This window comes from Prauserella endophytica, from assembly GCF_005146945.1.
Lineage (GTDB): Bacteria > Actinomycetota > Actinomycetes > Mycobacteriales > Pseudonocardiaceae > Prauserella_A > Prauserella_A endophytica.
The window spans coordinates 72,539-88,285 of the sequence record NZ_SWMS01000015.1 but is presented as its reverse complement, the minus strand read 5'-3'; the positions used below and the strand labels follow the sequence as shown (position 1 = coordinate 88,285).

The window sequence follows — 15,747 nt, the reverse complement described above, 5'->3', positions numbered from 1 at the left end:
GGAGGTGACATGGGCGATCTTCCGGTCATCCTCGGATCGGGCGCGATCGTCCTGCTCGCCTCGGTGCTCGCCGTCCGCTTCTCGATCCGGCTCGGCCTGCCCTCGCTGCTGATCTACCTCGGGATCGGCGTCCTGATCGGCGAGGCCGGATTCGGGGTCGAGTTCGACAACCCGCAGCTGACCCAGAGCCTCGGCCTCGCCGCGCTCGTGATGATCCTCACCGAGGGCGGGCTCACCACCCGCTGGTCCACCGTGCGGCCCTCGCTCGGCCCCGGCATCGCACTGTCCACAGTGTCCGTTCTGGTGACCATCCTCGTCACCGGCTCGGCGCTGCACCTCCTGCTCGGCCTCGACTGGCGGACGGCTCTGCTGTGGGGCGCCGTGCTGTCCTCGACCGACGCGGCGGCGGTGTTCTCGGTGCTGCGCTCGTCCGGGATCGGCAGGAGGATCACCGGAACCCTCGAGCTGGAGTCCGGACTCAACGACGCGCCCGCCTACATCGCGGTGGTGCTGTTCGCGACGGGGGCGACCCTGACCTGGAGCCTGCCGCTGCTGGTGCTGTACCAGCTTCTGGCGGGCGCTCTCATCGGGTTCCTGCTGGGCTGGGTGGGGGCGGTGGCCCTGCGCAAGGCCGCCCTGCCCGCCACCGGCCTCTACCCGCTCGCCACGGTCGCCGTGTGCGTGGTGGCCTACTCGTCGGCCCAGTTCGGGCAAGCTTCGGGGTTGCTGGCCACCTACGTGGCCGGCGTGGTGCTCGGCAACTCCCGGCTCCCGCACCGCGCCGACACGCTTTCCTTCGCAGAGGGGCTCGGCTGGATCGCGCAGATCGGACTGTTCGTGCTGCTCGGGTTGTTCGCCTCCCCGGAGCGGCTGGTGGACAGCGTGGTGCCGGGTCTCGTCGCCGGGGCAGTCGTGCTGCTGCTCGCCCGGCCGGTCTCGGTGGTGCTGTCGGCGGCGCCGTTCCGCGTGCCATGGCGAGAACAGGCGTTCCTGTCGTGGGCTGGTCTGCGCGGAGCCGTGCCCATCGTGCTCGCCACCATCCCGCTCGCCGAGGGGCTGCCCGGCGCCGAACGGCTGCTCGACGCGGTGTTCGTGCTCGTGATCGTCTTCACGCTGCTGCAGGCCGCGCTGCTCGGCCCGCTGGCGAGGTGGCTGGGGCTCACCAGGGACTCCGAACCGGAGGAGGTCCAGGTCGACGCGGCCCCGCTCGACGAGCTCGGCGCGGTGCTGCTGCAGGTCCGCATCCAGCGTGGCTCGCGGTTGCATGGCGTGTACCTCGCGGAGCTGCGGTTGCCGAGCGGCTCCGGCGTGAGCCTGGTGGTGCGGCAGGGCAAGGGGTTCACCCCCGCCGACACCACGCGCCTGCAGGAACTGGACCAGTTGCTGGTGGTCACCACGCAGGCCGCCAGGTCCGCGGCGGAACGCCGGATCAGGGCCGTGGACCGCGCGGGCCCGCTCGCGAAGTGGAAGGGCGAGCTGGGAGACTGACCGCCGTGCGTGCGGAGAGGTACGACTACTGGTTTCCGCTGGCGCTACTGGGGTTCGGGCTACTTGGTGCGATCACCGTGCGGCCGGCCGCCGGCTTCGGCTGGTTCGCCTACCAGCCCGGGAACGAACGGCGGTACCTGACGAGCGTCAGCTACGCGGAGCCCGCCGATGTCGAGGCCGGGTTCCACGTCGCCCGATGGAGCACCGATGGCTGGCAGGTGCACGTGGCGATCGCCGGGCTGTTCCTGGCGACGGTCGGCTGGTACGCGGCACGTGCCCGGAAGGCGGGCACGCCGTGGCCCACGACGCGGATCGTGGCCGTCGCGGCCGGGGGCGCGCTCGCCGTCGAGGGCGCCTACCTCGGACTGACGCACGTTCCGAAGGTCCTCACCGACGGCGCGTCAGCCGCGGCGCTGAGCCTGCCGCTGGCGCTGCTCGGCCTGGTCTCCCTGGCCGGGGCCTACTTCCTGAGGGGCACGTGGCGCCGGGTCACGGGCGTGCTGGCCGTCGTGCTGCTGGGAGTCGCGGTCGGCGCGGTCGTGCTGCCTTCGGCCGACGAGGCCGCCGCCGTGATCGTCCTGAGCGCCGCGCTGTTCCTGCTGGCGTGGCTGCACCGCAGCGTGCTGCTCGGCGGGGTGGCGGCGCTGTTCCTGCTGACCGGGGGTGCGGGGTCGGCCGCCGACCCGGCCGCGCTGGTGGTTCCGGCGGCGGTGTCGCTGCTCGGCGCGATGGTGGCGCTGGTGCTGCGTGCGAGGCCCTCGGCGTAGCCGTGGACAATGGAGCGGTGAGCACCGAGCAGGAACCCGAGCAGACCACCGGTGAAGCGGAGCCGCCCGCCGCCGCGCCTCCGAAGCGCCGGATCTGGCTGCTGGCCGTGGTCGCGGGGCTCGCGTACGCCGTCGACCTGGTCACCAAGATCATCGTCACGGCGACGCTGGAGGGCGAGGAGCCCATCCGCATCCTCGGCGGGGCGGTGTACCTGCAGCTCGTCCGCAACCCGTACGCGGCGTTCGGCATGGACTTCGGCGGCACCTGGATCCTCGCGATCGTCGCCATGCTCGTGGTCGGCGCGATCATCTGGTTCTCGCGGCGCCTGCGCTCCACGGGCTGGGCGGTGGGGCTCGGCCTCATCCTCGCCGGCGCGCTCGGCAATCTGACCGACCGCATCTTCCGCGCCCCCGGCCCGCTGCACGGCCACGTCGTCGACTTCATCTCCGCGTTCCAGCCCAACGGCGACTTCTTCCCCGTCTTCAACGCCGCCGACTCCGCCATCAGCATCGGCGCCGTGCTGATCGTGTTGCTCTCGCTGCTCGGCAAGGACTACGACGGCACCAGCACCAAGACCAAGAGGACAGAGAGGGCCGAAGAGGCCGGGAAAGCCGGGGAGGACAAGGCGTGAGCGCGCGGATGCTGCCGGTGCCCGAAGGGCTCGACGGCATGCGGGTCGACGCCGGTCTCGCGAAGCTGCTGGGCCTGTCGCGCACCGTGGTCGCCGAGCTGGCCGCGTCCGGCGAGGTGCTGCTCGACGGCAAGCCCGCGGGCAAGTCCGACCGCCTCACCGCGGGCGGCCTGCTCGAGGTGACCCTGCCCGAGCCGGATGCGCCGCTGGAGGTGATCGCCGAGCCGGTCGAGGGGCTGAAGGTGCTCCACGACGACGACGACATCGTGGTGGTCGACAAGCCCGTCGGCGTGGCCGTGCACCCCAGTCCCGGCTGGACCGGGCCCACAGTGGTCGCTGGGCTCGCCGCGATGGGCCTGCGGATTTCCACCTCCGGCGCCGCCGAGCGGCAGGGCGTGGTGCACCGGCTCGACGCGGGCACCACCGGCGTGATGGTGGTCGCGAAGAGTGAGCACGCCTACACGGTGCTCAAGCGTGCGTTCAAGGAGCGCACCGTGGACAAGGGCTACCACGCGCTCGTGCAGGGCCATCCCGACCCGACGCGCGGCACGATCGACGCCCCGATCGACCGGCATCCCCGCCACGACTACAAGTTCGCCGTCGTCGCGGGCGGGCGGCCCTCGGTGACGCATTACGAGGTGATCGAGGCCTTCCGCGCCGCGTCGCTCGTGGACGTGAAGCTGGAGACCGGCCGGACCCACCAGATCCGCGTGCACTTCTCGGCGCTGCGGCACCCCTGCGTCGGCGACCTGACCTACGGGGCCGACCCGGTGCTCGCGCGCAAGCTGAGCCTCTCCCGGCAGTGGCTGCACGCCCGCACGCTCGGGTTCGCCCACCCCGCCGACGGCCGCCACGTGGAGTTCACCAGCGAGTACCCCTCGGACCTCGCGTCGGCGCTCGACGTGCTGCGCGCCGAGTCGTAGCTCCGCTCAGTCTTCGATCGACCAGAGCAGCGAGCGCTCGTCGGGCTCCGGCCTCGGGCTCCAGCGCACCGACGCGATCCGCGTGGCTTCCGGCAGCACGTACACCGTGTGCCCGCCCGTGGTCTCCCCGGGCTGCACGCCGATCTTGTGCGGCGGCCGGGAGGTCAGCGACACGGGGGCCTTGGCGATGGCGGCGCCGTCGCTGGTGATCAGCTCCAGGTAGTTGTCGGGCAGCGACGCGAACGGGACGCGGCCCCGGTTGGTGATCTCGGTGTGCACCACCACGGCGCGCTCGCCCTCGTCGAGCCGGTAGCCCGCGGCGCCGAAGAGATAGTCGGCCGGGTCCTGCACCTCCAGCAGCTGCACCGCGAGCTGCTCGCCCTCAAGGCCCTGCGTCTCCAGCACGTCGCCGGCGCGCCCCGTCTTCGGCGTAGCGGGAGGCTGCGCGGCCGAAGGGGGCTGGTCGCCGCGTGCCCACAGGGCGCTCTGCGGCGGTCCCCACGTGCTCATCACCGGGTCCGGTGGTGGCGGTGGCTGGGGCGGCCGCTGCTGCTGGGGCGGCGGCGGGGGCTGGTACCGGCCGGACGGGGTGCCCTGCACGGGATACGCGCCGCTCGGCGCGCCCCGCACGGGGTAGGCGCCGCTGGGAGCGCCGTGGACGGGGTACGCGCCGCTCGGGACGCCCTGCACCGGATAGGCCCCGCTCGGCACGCCCTGGGCGCCCTGCGGGCCGCCGGGCCCGCCCTGCGGCTGAGGCGGCTGTGGCGGCGGGGGCGGCTGGGGCGGCTGCTGAGGCCCGCCCCACGCGCCCGCGAGCGCGGCCCGCAGCCCGTTCGGGTCGCTCTCGACACCGACGAGCAGGGGCAGGCCGCTCGCGGAGAGGTTCACGAGCCGGTAGGCGACGTCGCGCGGATCCATGCCGACCTTGGCCGCGACCTCGTGCACCGCCGCCTTGCCCAGCTCGGCGAGCGCGGCGAGCAGGCGGGCGTCGAGAGGGTCGGTCACAGCCACGCCGAGAAGCGTAGTCGGCGGTCCCGGCGTCAGTATGCTGCGGCCATGACCGCTGTCGCCTCCCTCGCGGACGAGTACGTGGACCTGCTCTTCGACGCGGACCCCCTGTGGCCCGCGATGCTCGGCTTCGAGCCGCCGAGGGCGGGGCTGGAAGAGCTCAGCGAAGAGGCGGAGCAGCGGCACCGGCGGGCACTGCTGGAGGTCATCGGGCGCGCCGAGGCGATCGACACCGCGGACCTGGAGCCCCAGGACCGGATCACGCGCGACGTGCTGCTCGCCTCGGCGAGGGCGCGGGTCGAACAGATCGACGCCCGGCTCGTGGAGTTCACCATCAGCCCGATGTTCGTGGCGCCGGCGTCGATGCTGCTGACGATCCTGCCGATGGTGCCGGTCGCCGACAGCGCGCAGGGCGCGGCACACCTCGACCGCCTCGCCGCGATCCCGGCCTACCTGGAACAGGTGGCGCAGCGGCACCGTGCCGGAGTCGCGAGCGGGCGTGTGCCCGTGGCGCGGCTCGTGCGGGCCTCCATCGAGCACGTCGACCGCTACCTCGCCGAGCCCGGCGCCGACCCGCTGCTGCGACAGGAGCCGCCGGACGAGAACTTCGCCGAGCGCAGGGCCGCGTTGCTGCGGGAAACGGTGCGCCCGGCGTTCGCCGCGTACCGCGACGTGCTCGAACGCGAGATCCTTCGCCATGGGCGGCCCGACGAGCGCCCCGGCGTGTGCCATCTGCCGGACGGCGACGTGCTGTACGCCGCACTGGCCCGCGTCCACACCACGACCGACCGCGGCCCCGACGACCTGCACGCCACCGGGCTCGGCCTCATCGAGCGGCTCGCGCGCGAGTACGCCGAAATCGGCGGCCGGGTGTTCGGCACCAGCGACGTGCCGGAGATCTTCCGGCGGCTGCGCACCGATCCCGCGCTGCGCTGGAAGGACGCCGACGAGCTGCTCGACACCGCCCGCGCCGCCATCACCCGTGCCGAGGCGGTCGCGCCGCAGTGGTTCGGCCGGATCCCGGAGCAGTCGTGCGCCGTCGAGCCCGTGCCGCCCGCGGAGGCGCCCGGCACGGTCGCCGCCTACTACCTGATGCCTTCGGCGGACGGGTCCCGCCAGGGCACCTACTTCGCCAACACCTACCAGGTCACCGAGCGACTGAGGCACACCGCCGAGGTGACCGCCTTCCACGAGGCCGTGCCCGGCCACCACTTCCAGCTCAGCATCGCGCTCGGGCTCACCGACCTGCCGCTGCTGCGCAGGCTCGGCGACTTCAACGCCTACGCCGAGGGGTGGGGGCTGTACTCGGAGCGGCTCGCCCAGCAGATGGGGCTGTACTCCGACGACGTGTCGCTGCTCGGGATGCTCAGCCTCGACTCCACGCGCGCGGGCAGGCTCGTGGTCGACACCGGTCTGCACGCGAAGGGCTGGACGAGGCAGCAGGCGATCGACTTCCTGCTGGAGCACACCCCCATGACCGAGACGGAGATCGTCGCCGAGGTCGACCGCTACATCGCGTACCCGGGGCAGGCGCTGTCGTACATGGTGGGCAGGCTGGAGATCCAGCGGCTGCGCGGCGAGGCGGAGCGGGTGCTCGGCGACCGCTTCGACGTCAAGGCGTTCCACGACCTCGTGCTGGGCAGCGGCGCGCTGCCGATGTCGGTGCTCGCGGACGTCGTAGCCGACTGGACTAGCGCCCGGCTCCGGTGAGCCTGGCGAACACCACGACGGCATTGGGCTCGGCTCCGGCCGAGTCGAACTCACCCGAGACGCTGAGCAGCCGCAGGTCGGGGTGCTCGCTGTGGGCGGTGGCCTGGGCGAGCGCCGCGCCCCTCGGCAGCGTTTGCACGCGGTAGACAGTGAAGACGGCGGTGCTGCCGTCGGCCCTGCCGACGGTCACCTCGGCTCCGGGCCGAACGTCGTCCAGCGGGAAGAACGCGCCGCGCTCGTAGGCGAAGTCGACGTAGCCGGTGAGCACGGCGGCGCCGCGTTCACCAGGGCTGCCGGTCTCGGCCAGCCAGCCCACGGTCGCGGCGTTGCCGGGCACCTCGACCACGCCGGTCGGGGTGCGGCCGAGCTCCGCGAGCGACTCGGTGCGGAGGCCGATCGCGGGCACGTGCAGAGACTCGGGCGCCGAGGCGGGCAGCGGGTCGTGTGCGTCGGGCACCGGACCGGTCAGCACCCTGCCCGCGTCGGTCAGTGCGCCGGGACCGAGTGGGGTGGTGTGGTCGAGCGCGTCGCCGGGCTGAGCGCGCACCAGCGTCACCGTGGTCAGCACGGCGGCCAGTGTCACGACCACGGCGGCGGCAACCGCGCCGAGTCTGCCGGCGCCGTCCCCCCGAGTGTTGACGGTCACATCCACCGGAATCCGCCGCCCCCTCGGCCCACGGCCCGCGTTCGGCCCATGGCCGCCCCCTCTACCAGGAGTTTCCCACCCTGCACGCACGGTGTTCCCCCGTCAGTGCGTCGATGCCTGCTGATCGCGGTTACCGGTATGTGTCGTTACGGACAAGACCGTCACACGGTTAAATGTCACTCATTCGGGTTATACAGTCGTTATCCGCCTCAGTTAGTGGGAATGTCCGATTCGGTGGCGGACATGGAGGTCGAGGGTGAGAACGGCGACAGCGGTGGGTGTGCTCGACGTCGGGTGCTTCAGTGCGAGGCTCCTGGTGGTCGAGCGGGGTGGGTCGCTGCTCGACCCCGTGTTCAGCCACAAGACGCGGTTGCGCCTCGACCGCGCGCTCGACCGCGAGGGACGCATCGGCCCCGAGGGCGTCGCCTCGATCGTCGCCGCTGTCGGCAAGGCCCGTGAGCTAGCGGCCCGCCGTGGTGTCGACTCCGTGTTCCCGCTGGCCACGTCGTCGATCCGGGACGCGGCCAACGCGGCCGAGGTGGTGGAGCGGGTTCGCCGGGAGACCGGCACCGAGCTGCGGTTCCTCTCCGGCCAGCGCGAGGCCGAGCTCTCCTACCTCGCGGCGCGCCGCTGGTTCGGCGCGGCGGCGGGACCGCTGGCCGTGCTCGACATCGGCGGTGGCACGGTGGAGCTCGCCGCGGGGGAGGGCGAGCACGCGTCGTTCGCCCGGTCACTGCGGCTCGGCGCCCGTGAGACCACGCGGAACTGGCTGAAGACCGACGTGCCGCCGAAGGAACGCATCGCCGCACTGCGCGGCTTCGCGCTCGAACGGGCCCGCGACGTGCTGGCCGAAGCCGAGCCGACGCTACGTGGCTATCGCACGGTCGGCTGCTCGAAGGTGCTGCGGCAGCTGGCCCGCCTCGCGGGCGCGCGGCCCGGCCGGGACTCCTCCTCGCCGGAACTGCACGTCGACGACCTGCGCACGTGGATTCCCCGGCTCGCCGTGATGCCGGCGTCCCGCAGGGCCGACCTCCCCGGCATCTCGCGCTCGCGCGCCCACCAGGCGCTGGGCGGGGCCGTGGTCGCGGAGGCGCTGCTGACCGTGCTGGGCGGGTCGCTCGTCGTCTGCCCCTGGTCGACGACGCAGGGGCTGCTGCTGACCCTGCTCGACCGGCCGGAGCGGCGGGGGCCGTGCCGATCGGTGGCGTGAGGCGATGCCGGAACTGCCCGACGTGGAAGGCTTCAGGCGCGTGTTCGCCGGGCATGCCGCGGGCAGGCCCGTCCGCGACGTCGCGGTGCTCGACACCGGTGCGCTGAAAGGCGTCGGGGCGGCGACGTTCCGCGACGCCGTGCGGGGACACCGGCTCGGCGACCCGGTGCGCCACGGCAAGTGGCTCGTCACCGAGGTGAGCGGAACCGGGCAGGCCGTGCTGCTGCACTTCGGCATGACGGGCTCGCTCGAATGGGCGGGCGACGGCGAGCCGAGGCACCGGCACGACCGGGTGGTCTTCACGTTCTCCTCGGGCGAGCTGCGCTACCGCGACATGCGCAAGCTCACCGGCCTGCGGCTTGCCCGCGACGAGTCCGACCGCGAGGCGATGCTGGCCGGGCTCGGCCCCGACGCGCTGAGCGTCTCCAAGGCCGAGCTGGGCGAGCTGCTCGGCGGCCTGCGCCGCCGCCTCAAGCCCGCGCTCACCGACCAGTCCGTGCTCGCAGGCCTTGGCAACCTGCTCGCCGACGAGATCCTGTGGCGCGCCCGGCTGCACCCGCGACGCTCGACGACGGACCTGTCGAGTGCCGACGTCGCGCGCCTGCACGCGCGCATGGGCACCGTGCTGCGGCAGTCGGTCAAGGCGGGCCGCGTGCCGCCGAGGCCGTCGTGGCTCACGGGGCGCAGGGACGAGCCGTCCGGCAGCTGCCCGCGCTGCGGCACGACGCTGCGCCACGGCCGCGTCGACGGCAGGGGCACGGTGTGGTGCCCCAGGTGCCAGCCGGAATGACAAGCGGCGCGGAGGAGAGTAGAGATCGAGGTATGCGGAACGACCAGGTGAACCCCAGGGAACCGGAGCGGCCGCTGTCGCCGGACGTCCCGGCTCCGCCCCATCACGACTTCGACCACGGCACCGAGGACGTGCCGGAACCGCCCAACAAGGACGAGGTCCGCCCCGACGACGACGTCACCCCTGACGCGGGCACCACAGAACCCCCGGACTGAGCCCGGCACGCGCTCCTGCAGTGAAGGCCACCATCACTGCGCTGAACGCAGTGATGGTGGCCTTCACTGCAGTTGGAACCACGGGACTGGGCGAGGGATTCAGCGGAGAGCGCGCGCGTACCAGGGCTGGATGGTGTCGCCCGCGCGGGGAAGGCCGTCGCCCCGGCGCGCGGGGGCCCTGCCCTCCGGCTGGCTCGGCCGCTCGGCGGGCTCCAGCGCGGGCACCGGCAGCGGCGTCGTCTGCTCGGTGACCGTGACGGGCGTGTCGTAGTGCATGATCGTCAGCGGCTCGCCGTGCACCAGGCGGTAGCGCGTCTTGTCCTGCTCGATCTCCACGGCGAACTGCGAGCCGCGGAAGTTCATCCGGAACGCGATCCGGTCCACAGCGGACGGTAGGCGCGGCCGGAAGCTCAGCTGCCCGCCGTGGTCGCGCATCCCGCCGAACCCGGCGACGGTCGCGAGCCAGGCCCCGGCGAGCGACGCCATGTGCAACCCGTTGCGGACGTTGTTGTGCAGGTCGTGCAGATCGGTGAGCGCCGCCTCCGCGAGGTAGTCGTAGGCGAGGTCGAGGTGCCCGCACTCCGCGGCCAGCACCGCCTGCGTGCCCGCCGACAGCGACGAGTCGCGCACCGTCAGTCCCTCGTAGTAGGCGAAGTTGCGCCGCTTCTGCTCGGCGGAGAACGCGTCGCCACGCAGGTGCATGGCGAGCACGAGGTCGGCCTGTTTCACCACCTGCTTGCGGTACAGGTCGAAGTACGGATAGTTGAGCAGCAGCGGGTAGTTGTCGGCGGGCGTGGCCGCGAAGTCCCAGCGCGCGTGCTCGGTGAACCGCTCCGACTGCGGGTGCACCGACAGCAGCTCGTCGTATGGCACGAGCATCTTCTTCGCCGCGTCGCGCCAGCGCGCGATCTCGGCCTCGTCGACGCCGAAGTACTCGGCGATGTCCGGATGGCGCTCGCACGAGTCGGCCGCCTCGCGCATGTTCCGCTGCGCCATCAGGTTCGTGTAGACGTTGTTGTCGGCCACGGCGGAGTACTCGTCTGGCCCGGTGACGCCGTCGATGCGGAAACCGCCGTGCGGATCGTGGTGCCCGAGCGACATCCACAGCCGCGCGGTCTCCAGCAGCAGCTCGGTGCCGTGCTGCCGTTCGAACTCGGTGTCGCCGGTCGCCGCGAGGTAGCGGGCGACGGCGTCGGCGATGTCGGCGTTGACGTGGAAGGCCGCCGTGCCCGCGGGCCAGTACGCGGAGCATTCGGCGCCGTTGATGGAGCGCCAGGGGAACGCGGCGCCCCGCAGCCCGAGCTGCGCTGCCCTGTCCTTCGCTTTGTCCAGTGTGGAGTGTCGCCAGCGCAGCGCGTCGCGGGCCGCGTCGGGCAGCGTGTAGGTGAGCACGGGCAGCACGAAGCTCTCCGTGTCCCAGAAGGCGTGCCCGTCGTAGCCGGGACCGGTGAGGCCTTTGCCGGGAATCGCGCGGCTCTCACCGCGGGCCCCGGCCTGCAGCACGTGGAAGAGTGCGAAGCGGATCGCCTGCTGCAGCTCGGCGTCGCCGTCGAGCTCGACGTCGGCGGTGGTCCAGAACTGGTCCAGGAACTCGCGCTGCTCGGCGAGCAGTCCCTCCCAGCCGGTCTGCAGCGCTCCCGCCAGCGCGGCGTCGACCTGCGCGCGCAGCGCGGGGATCGAGCGTTGTGCCGACCAGCCGTAGGCGAGGAACTTCGTCAGGCACAGCTTCTGTCCCAATGGGACGTCGACCGCGATCGTCAGCCGGGCGAGGTCGTCCTCGACGTTGATGTCGGTGCGCAGCCCGTCGTTGGTCTCCAGCTGGTGGTCCATGGCCGCGGCCATGCGCAGGCCCGAGCGTTTCGTCCGGTGCACGAGCACGGCGCGGTAGTCCTCGGCCTTCATGTACTCCACCTGCAGCGGCGCCTCCAGCGCGGCCGCGACCCTCGGATCGCCGGTGTCCGGCTCGATCGGCTCGTTGGCGATCAGGTCGGACTGGGCCACGAGCTGCACCTCGTCGTCGAGCGGCTCGACCTCGTACCGGATGGCGGCCACCGCGCGCTGGGTGAACGACACGAGCCGTTCGGTGCGCACCCGCACCCGCCGCCCGGTGGGCGACGTCCAGTCCGTCTCCCTGCGCAGGGTTCCCGACCGGAAGTCGAGCACGCGGTGGTGGGCGGTCGCGTGGCCGTAGCGCATGTCGAGCGGCTCGTCCTCCACCAGCAGGCGGATGATCTTGCCGTCGGTGACGTTCACGACGGTCTGGCCCGCCTCGGGATAGCCGTAGCCGCCCTCGGCGTACGGCAGGCCGTGCTCCTCGTAGAACCCGTTGAGATAGGTGCCGGGCAGGGCGCGCGGCTCCGCCTCCTCGAGCGTGCCGCGCATGCCGATGTGCCCATTGGACAGGGCGAAAGTGGACTCCGTGCGCTGCAGCTGGTCCACGGCGAGCCCCCGCCACCGCAGCTCCCACGGCGAGCATTCGTACCCACGTTCGGCGTCGGTCACGCGGAAACCCCCAGCAGTTCGGATAGATCGTCCACCACGACGTCGGCGCCGCGCTCCCGCAGCGCGTCGGCCTGATCGGCCCTGTTCACCCCCACGACGTAGCCGAAGCCGCCCGCCCTGCCTGCCTCCACCCCGGCGAGCGCGTCCTCGAACACGGCGGCCCGCTCCGGCTCGGTGCCGAGCTCCCTGGCTCCGGCGAGGAACGAGTCGGGCGCCGGCTTGCCGCGCAGCCGGTCCCTGGTGATCACGACACCGTCGATGCGGCTGCGCACGAAGCGGTCGAGCCCGGCGGCGGCGAGCACGCTCACGGCGTTGGCCGACGACGTGACCACCCCGATCGCGAGCCCCGCCCGCTCGGCGGCCTCGAGGTAGCGGACCGAGCCGGGGTAGGGCCGCACGCCCTGCTCTTCGATGACGCGCAGGACCAGCTCGTTCTTCCGGTTCCCCACGGCGTGCACGGTCTCGGCGTCCGGCGGATCCCCGGGGCCGCCTTCCGGCAGCACGATCCCCCGGGACGCGAGGAAGGTCCGGACGCCGTCGAGCCGGGGCCTGCCGTCCACGTAGGACGCGTAGTCACGTTCGGTGAACGGTGTGAAGTCGGTCGCGTTCCGCCGTTTCAGGAAGTCGTCGAAGGTCTGCTTCCATGCCTGCCGATGCAGGACGGCGGTGCTGGTCAGCACGCCGTCCAGGTCGAAGAGGCACGCCGTGATCGTGCTGGGTAACCCGATCATGCGGTTCACGCTAGTGGTGGTTTTCGACAGCCGCCACGTCTAACATCTGAGCGGCTGAAAAGATGATGAGGCGAGCACCCCCGGAGGCGTCGATGAGCACGCTCGCGATGCACGCCAGCGACGGACTGCTCGACGCGCCGACGTCGCTGTTGTTCGGGGCTGTCGCCGTTTCCGGCCTCGCCGTCGCGACGGTGAGGGCGCGGCGGGAGCTCGACGACCGCACAGCGCCGCTCGCCGGGCTCGTGGCGGCGTTCGTTTTCGCCGTCCAGATGCTCAACTTCCCCGTGCTGCCCGGGGTCAGCGGTCACCTGCTCGGCGGGGCACTCGCCGCGATCCTGGTCGGGCCGTGGACCGGCGCGCTGTGCGTGAGCGTGGTGCTCGTGGTGCAGGCGCTGCTGTTCGCCGACGGCGGGCTCACCGCGCTCGGGGCGAACATCACGAACATGGCGCTGCTCGGCACCGCCGCCGGGTATCTCGTCGCGGTGGCGCTGCGCCGGTTCGCGACGCGGTCGAGGGCGGGGCTGCTCGCGGTCGCGTTCACGGCGGCGCTCGTGAACACCGTGGTCGCGGCGGGCGGATTCGTCGTGGAGTACGCCATCGGCGGGCAGGGCGCGGTGTCGCTCGGCGGGTTCGCGGCCGCGCTGCTCGGCGTGCACGTGCTGATCGGCATCGGGGAGGGCGTCATCACGGCCCTCACGGTGGGTGCCGTCGCCTCGGCGCGGCCGGACCTGGTGCATCTGCTGCGCGGGGCGCCGGTGGCGAGGGAGCTGGCCCGGTGAGCGCGGCGAAGCGCGGAGCGTGGTTCTTCGCGGCGTTCGCCGTGGTGGCGCTGGTGCTGGCCGGGGTGGTGTCGTACTTCGCCGACGGCGACCCCGACGGTCTCGACCATGTGACCACGCGGGGCTGCACGGAGATCGAGGGGCGGCTTCAGGGCGCGTGTCCTGCCGCGCACGCGGAGGACCACGCGCTCGCGGACTCGCCGCTCGCCGACTACACGGTCGGCGGCGACGACGGGCTCACCGGCCTCGCCGGCGTACTGGGGGTGCTGGCGACGTTGGTGGTGTCCGGCGGGCTGTTCTGGTCGCTGCGCACGCGATCCCGCTCCGGCCGGGACACGTCGCGAGGGCCGTGAGCGCCACGGTGCTGCACCGGCCCGGCGACTCGCCGGTGCACCGGCTGCCACCCGAGGTGAAGGTGGTGGGCGCGTTCGCGGCCGTGCTGTGCGTCGTCGCGACGCCGCGCGAGGCGTTCTGGGCCTTCGGCCTCCACCTGGTGGTGCTGCTCGCCGTGTGGGCCGTGGTGCGCGTGCCCCTCGGCTGGTACGCGCGCAGGGCGCTCATCGAGGTGCCGTTCGTGCTGCTGGCGTTCGTGCTGCCGTTCACGGGCGGCGCGCCGCGCACCGACGTGCTCGGGGTGTCCGTGTCGGTCGACGGCGCGCTCGCCGGGTGGAACATCCTCGCCAAGGGCACCCTCGGCGTGCTCGTGTCGCTGACCCTGGCGGCCACGACCCATCCGCGCGACCTCGTCGTCGGCCTGCAACGGCTGCGCGCGCCCCGGCTGCTCACCACCATCGCGAGCCTGATGCTGCGTTACGCCGAGGTGATCGCCGCCGAGGCGCGGCGCATGCGCACCGCCCGCGTCTGCCGGGGACACGACCCCCGTTTCCTGTGGCAGGCCGCCGCCACGGCCCGCGGCATCGGCGTGCTGTTCCTGCGCAGCTACGAACGCGGCGAGCGCGTGCACCTCGCGATGCTCGCCCGCGGCTGGACGGGTGCCATGCCGGTGCCGCCCTCGCCGGGAGCGGGCCCGTGGCGCTGGCTCGCCGGCGTCACCCCGGCCCTGGTGACCGCGCTCGTGTGCGGGACGGCACTGTGGACGACGTGACCGCCGCGCTTCTAGTCAAGGACCTCGAGTTCAGCTACCCCGACGGGCATCGCGCGCTCGCCGGCGTCGACCTGCGCGTCGAGCCGGGGGAGCGCGTCGCCGTGCTCGGCCCCAACGGCGCGGGCAAGACGACGCTCGTGCTGCACCTCAACGGCGTGCTGACCGGCACGCGCGGGCAGGTGGAGGTGGCGGGCGTGCCCGTGCGCAAGCGCACGCTCAAGGAGATCCGGCGCCGCGTCGGCGTGGTCTTCCAGGACCCCGACGACCAGCTGTTCATGCCCACCGTCGCCGAGGACGTCGCGTTCGGGCCGCGCAACTTCGGGGTGCCCGAGGCGGACGTCCCCGCGCGCGTGCGCGAGGCGCTCTCCGCTGTGGGCATGGAAGCGCACGCCGACCGCTCGCCGATGCACCTCTCCGGCGGCCAACGGCGTCGCGTCGCGCTCGCCACCGTGCTCGCGTGCGACCCCGACATCCTCGTGCTCGACGAGCCGTCGTCGAACCTCGAGCCCTTGGCGCGCAGGGAACTCGCCGAGCTGCTGCTCGGGCTGGGCCGCACGATGCTGATGGTCAGCCACGACCTGCCGTACGCGTTGCAGCTGTGCCCGCGCAGTGTGCTGATCGACCGCGGCGTGGTGGTGGCCGACCGGCCCACGCGCGACCTGCTCGCCGACCGGGACCTACTCGCCGCCCATCGCCTCGAGCTGCCGTGGGGTTTCCGGCTCGACTGAGGTCACCGGGCGGCGCGGGTCCGTGCCCCACACGAGGTCGGTGACCACCCGCACGGCCTCGGCCACCGCGGCCGTCACGGGGGAGCTGAGCCCGATGCCTGTCCGCTTGATCGGCTCGCAGCCCACCACGAGCACCCGGCCCGCGTCTCCGCCGAGCACCTGCAGCAGCCGCAGCGCGCCCTCCGGCCGGATGCCGTGCGGGTCGAGCAGCGCCGGGATGCACGACGGGTGCTCGTCGAGCTCCGCCTCCATCACGTACACCTCGCCGGGGCGGCCCCCGCGCGGTGTCGCGTCGATGAGGATCGTGGTGTCGTACCCGCCGAGCAGGCGGTCGAGCCGCCCGCAGCCGATGCCATAGTCCGCGATCTGCACCCAGCTCGGCAGCACCGTGCCCTCGAGCCGTTGGACCACTTCGACGCCGAAACCGTCGTCGCCGAGCAGCACGTTGCCGACGCCGGCGAGGAGAACTCGTGGCCTCATGCCTCAACGGTAGAACTGTGGCCGAGGCCACAC

The 15,747-nt window shown here is 72.8% G+C and carries 17 protein-coding genes; 12 read left to right on the top strand and 5 right to left on the bottom strand.

Features of this window, described 5'->3' with window-relative positions; all coding sequences use genetic code 11:
• Positions 1-9 precede the first annotated feature (9 nt).
• The 4 genes from FCN18_RS24855 to FCN18_RS24840 are packed head-to-tail and all read left to right on the top strand — an operon-like array spanning position 10 to position 3,810.
• On the top strand, positions 10-1,488 hold the full coding sequence (locus FCN18_RS24855; protein WP_112272481.1) for a potassium/proton antiporter: 1,479 nt from the start codon (positions 10-12) through the stop codon (positions 1,486-1,488).
• A gap of 5 nt (positions 1,489-1,493) precedes the next feature.
• On the top strand, positions 1,494-2,255 hold the full coding sequence (locus FCN18_RS24850) for a hypothetical protein (RefSeq protein WP_137096232.1): 762 nt from the start codon (positions 1,494-1,496) through the stop codon (positions 2,253-2,255).
• A gap of 17 nt (positions 2,256-2,272) precedes the next feature.
• On the top strand, positions 2,273-2,887 hold the full coding sequence (gene lspA, locus FCN18_RS24845) for a signal peptidase II (RefSeq protein ID WP_137096231.1): 615 nt from the start codon (positions 2,273-2,275) through the stop codon (positions 2,885-2,887).
• A complete protein-coding gene (locus FCN18_RS24840) occupies positions 2,884-3,810 on the top strand; it encodes an RluA family pseudouridine synthase (RefSeq protein WP_112272475.1) in 927 nt (308 codons plus the stop codon). The genes lspA and FCN18_RS24840 overlap by 4 nt, the downstream gene beginning before the upstream one ends.
• 6 nt (positions 3,811-3,816) lie before the next feature.
• Here FCN18_RS24840 and FCN18_RS24835 read toward each other — a convergent pair whose 3' ends face one another.
• Complete coding sequence (locus FCN18_RS24835) at positions 3,817-4,821, bottom strand: AsnC family protein (protein WP_137096230.1); 1,005 nt, start codon at positions 4,819-4,821, stop codon at positions 3,817-3,819.
• Between the two features lie 45 nt (positions 4,822-4,866).
• On the opposite strand from FCN18_RS24835, the gene FCN18_RS24830 reads away from it, so the two are divergent.
• Complete coding sequence (locus FCN18_RS24830) at positions 4,867-6,528, top strand: DUF885 domain-containing protein (RefSeq protein ID WP_137096229.1); 1,662 nt, start codon at positions 4,867-4,869, stop codon at positions 6,526-6,528.
• Here the strand turns inward: FCN18_RS24830 and FCN18_RS24825 are convergent.
• Positions 6,509-7,174 carry a sortase domain-containing protein gene (locus FCN18_RS24825; RefSeq protein ID WP_158303177.1) on the bottom strand — a complete coding sequence of 222 codons (666 nt, stop codon included), beginning with the start codon at positions 7,172-7,174 and terminating at the stop codon, positions 6,509-6,511. The two genes, FCN18_RS24830 and FCN18_RS24825, sit on opposite strands and share 20 nt — an antisense overlap.
• 256 nt (positions 7,175-7,430) lie before the next feature.
• Here FCN18_RS24825 and FCN18_RS24820 point away from each other — a divergent pair, with 256 nt between their 5' ends.
• Genes FCN18_RS24820 through FCN18_RS24810 form a run of 3 tightly spaced genes read left to right on the top strand, consistent with a single transcriptional unit; the run spans position 7,431 to position 9,389 of the window.
• Positions 7,431-8,384 carry a Ppx/GppA phosphatase family protein gene (locus FCN18_RS24820; protein ID WP_228714114.1) on the top strand — a complete coding sequence of 318 codons (954 nt, stop codon included), beginning with the start codon at positions 7,431-7,433 and terminating at the stop codon, positions 8,382-8,384.
• Positions 8,385-8,388: 4 nt separating this feature from the next.
• A complete protein-coding gene (locus FCN18_RS24815; protein ID WP_112272466.1) occupies positions 8,389-9,174 on the top strand; it encodes an Fpg/Nei family DNA glycosylase in 786 nt (261 codons plus the stop codon).
• Between the two features lie 32 nt (positions 9,175-9,206).
• Entirely contained in the window at positions 9,207-9,389 is a 183-nt protein-coding gene (locus FCN18_RS24810; RefSeq protein WP_112272464.1) for a hypothetical protein, read from the top strand.
• 99 nt (positions 9,390-9,488) lie between these two features.
• Here the strand turns inward: FCN18_RS24810 and FCN18_RS24805 are convergent, their stop codons facing one another.
• Both FCN18_RS24805 and FCN18_RS24800 read right to left on the bottom strand, forming a co-directional pair.
• Entirely contained in the window at positions 9,489-11,891 is a 2,403-nt protein-coding gene (locus tag FCN18_RS24805) for a glycoside hydrolase family 65 protein (protein ID WP_112272462.1), read from the bottom strand.
• Positions 11,888-12,622, bottom strand: coding sequence for a beta-phosphoglucomutase family hydrolase (locus FCN18_RS24800; protein WP_137096227.1), 735 nt, complete (start codon positions 12,620-12,622; stop codon positions 11,888-11,890). The genes FCN18_RS24805 and FCN18_RS24800 overlap by 4 nt, the downstream gene beginning before the upstream one ends.
• Before the next feature lie 92 nt (positions 12,623-12,714).
• Between FCN18_RS24800 and FCN18_RS24795 the strand changes: the two genes are divergently transcribed.
• The 4 genes from FCN18_RS24795 to FCN18_RS24780 are packed head-to-tail and all read left to right on the top strand — an operon-like array spanning position 12,715 to position 15,234.
• Positions 12,715-13,401 (top strand): energy-coupling factor ABC transporter permease, encoded by a 687-nt coding sequence (locus FCN18_RS24795; RefSeq protein WP_137096226.1) that lies wholly within the window; start codon positions 12,715-12,717, stop codon positions 13,399-13,401.
• Positions 13,398-13,754: a PDGLE domain-containing protein gene (locus tag FCN18_RS24790; protein ID WP_112272456.1), complete on the top strand. Its 357-nt coding sequence runs from the start codon at positions 13,398-13,400 to the stop codon at positions 13,752-13,754. The genes FCN18_RS24795 and FCN18_RS24790 overlap by 4 nt, the downstream gene beginning before the upstream one ends.
• Positions 13,751-14,506: a cobalt ECF transporter T component CbiQ gene (gene cbiQ, locus FCN18_RS24785; protein ID WP_112272454.1), complete on the top strand. Its 756-nt coding sequence runs from the start codon at positions 13,751-13,753 to the stop codon at positions 14,504-14,506. The genes FCN18_RS24790 and cbiQ overlap by 4 nt, the downstream gene beginning before the upstream one ends.
• Positions 14,503-15,234, top strand: coding sequence for an energy-coupling factor ABC transporter ATP-binding protein (locus FCN18_RS24780; RefSeq protein WP_112273185.1), 732 nt, complete (start codon positions 14,503-14,505; stop codon positions 15,232-15,234). The genes cbiQ and FCN18_RS24780 overlap by 4 nt, the downstream gene beginning before the upstream one ends.
• On the opposite strand, the gene FCN18_RS24775 is transcribed toward FCN18_RS24780, so the two are convergent.
• A complete protein-coding gene (locus FCN18_RS24775) occupies positions 15,184-15,714 on the bottom strand; it encodes a hydrogenase maturation protease (RefSeq protein WP_112272452.1) in 531 nt (176 codons plus the stop codon). The two genes, FCN18_RS24780 and FCN18_RS24775, sit on opposite strands and share 51 nt — an antisense overlap.
• Between the last annotated feature and the right edge of the window lie 33 nt (positions 15,715-15,747).

What these genes read in the sequence shown, in the direction of transcription:
- FCN18_RS24855 (WP_112272481.1), top strand. Translation starts at nt 10, where the DNA reads ATGGGCGATCTTCCGGTCATCCTCGGATCGGGCGCGATCGTCCTGCTC.
- FCN18_RS24830 (WP_137096229.1), top strand. Translation starts at nt 4,867, where the DNA reads ATGACCGCTGTCGCCTCCCTCGCGGACGAGTACGTGGACCTGCTCTTC.
- FCN18_RS24815 (WP_112272466.1), top strand. Translation starts at nt 8,389, where the DNA reads ATGCCGGAACTGCCCGACGTGGAAGGCTTCAGGCGCGTGTTCGCCGGG.
- FCN18_RS24810 (WP_112272464.1), top strand. Translation starts at nt 9,207, where the DNA reads ATGCGGAACGACCAGGTGAACCCCAGGGAACCGGAGCGGCCGCTGTCG.
- FCN18_RS24800 (WP_137096227.1), bottom strand. Translation starts at nt 12,622, where the DNA reads ATGATCGGGTTACCCAGCACGATCACGGCGTGCCTCTTCGACCTGGAC.
- FCN18_RS24795 (WP_137096226.1), top strand. Translation starts at nt 12,715, where the DNA reads ATGAGCACGCTCGCGATGCACGCCAGCGACGGACTGCTCGACGCGCCG.
- FCN18_RS24775 (WP_112272452.1), bottom strand. Translation starts at nt 15,714, where the DNA reads ATGAGGCCACGAGTTCTCCTCGCCGGCGTCGGCAACGTGCTGCTCGGC.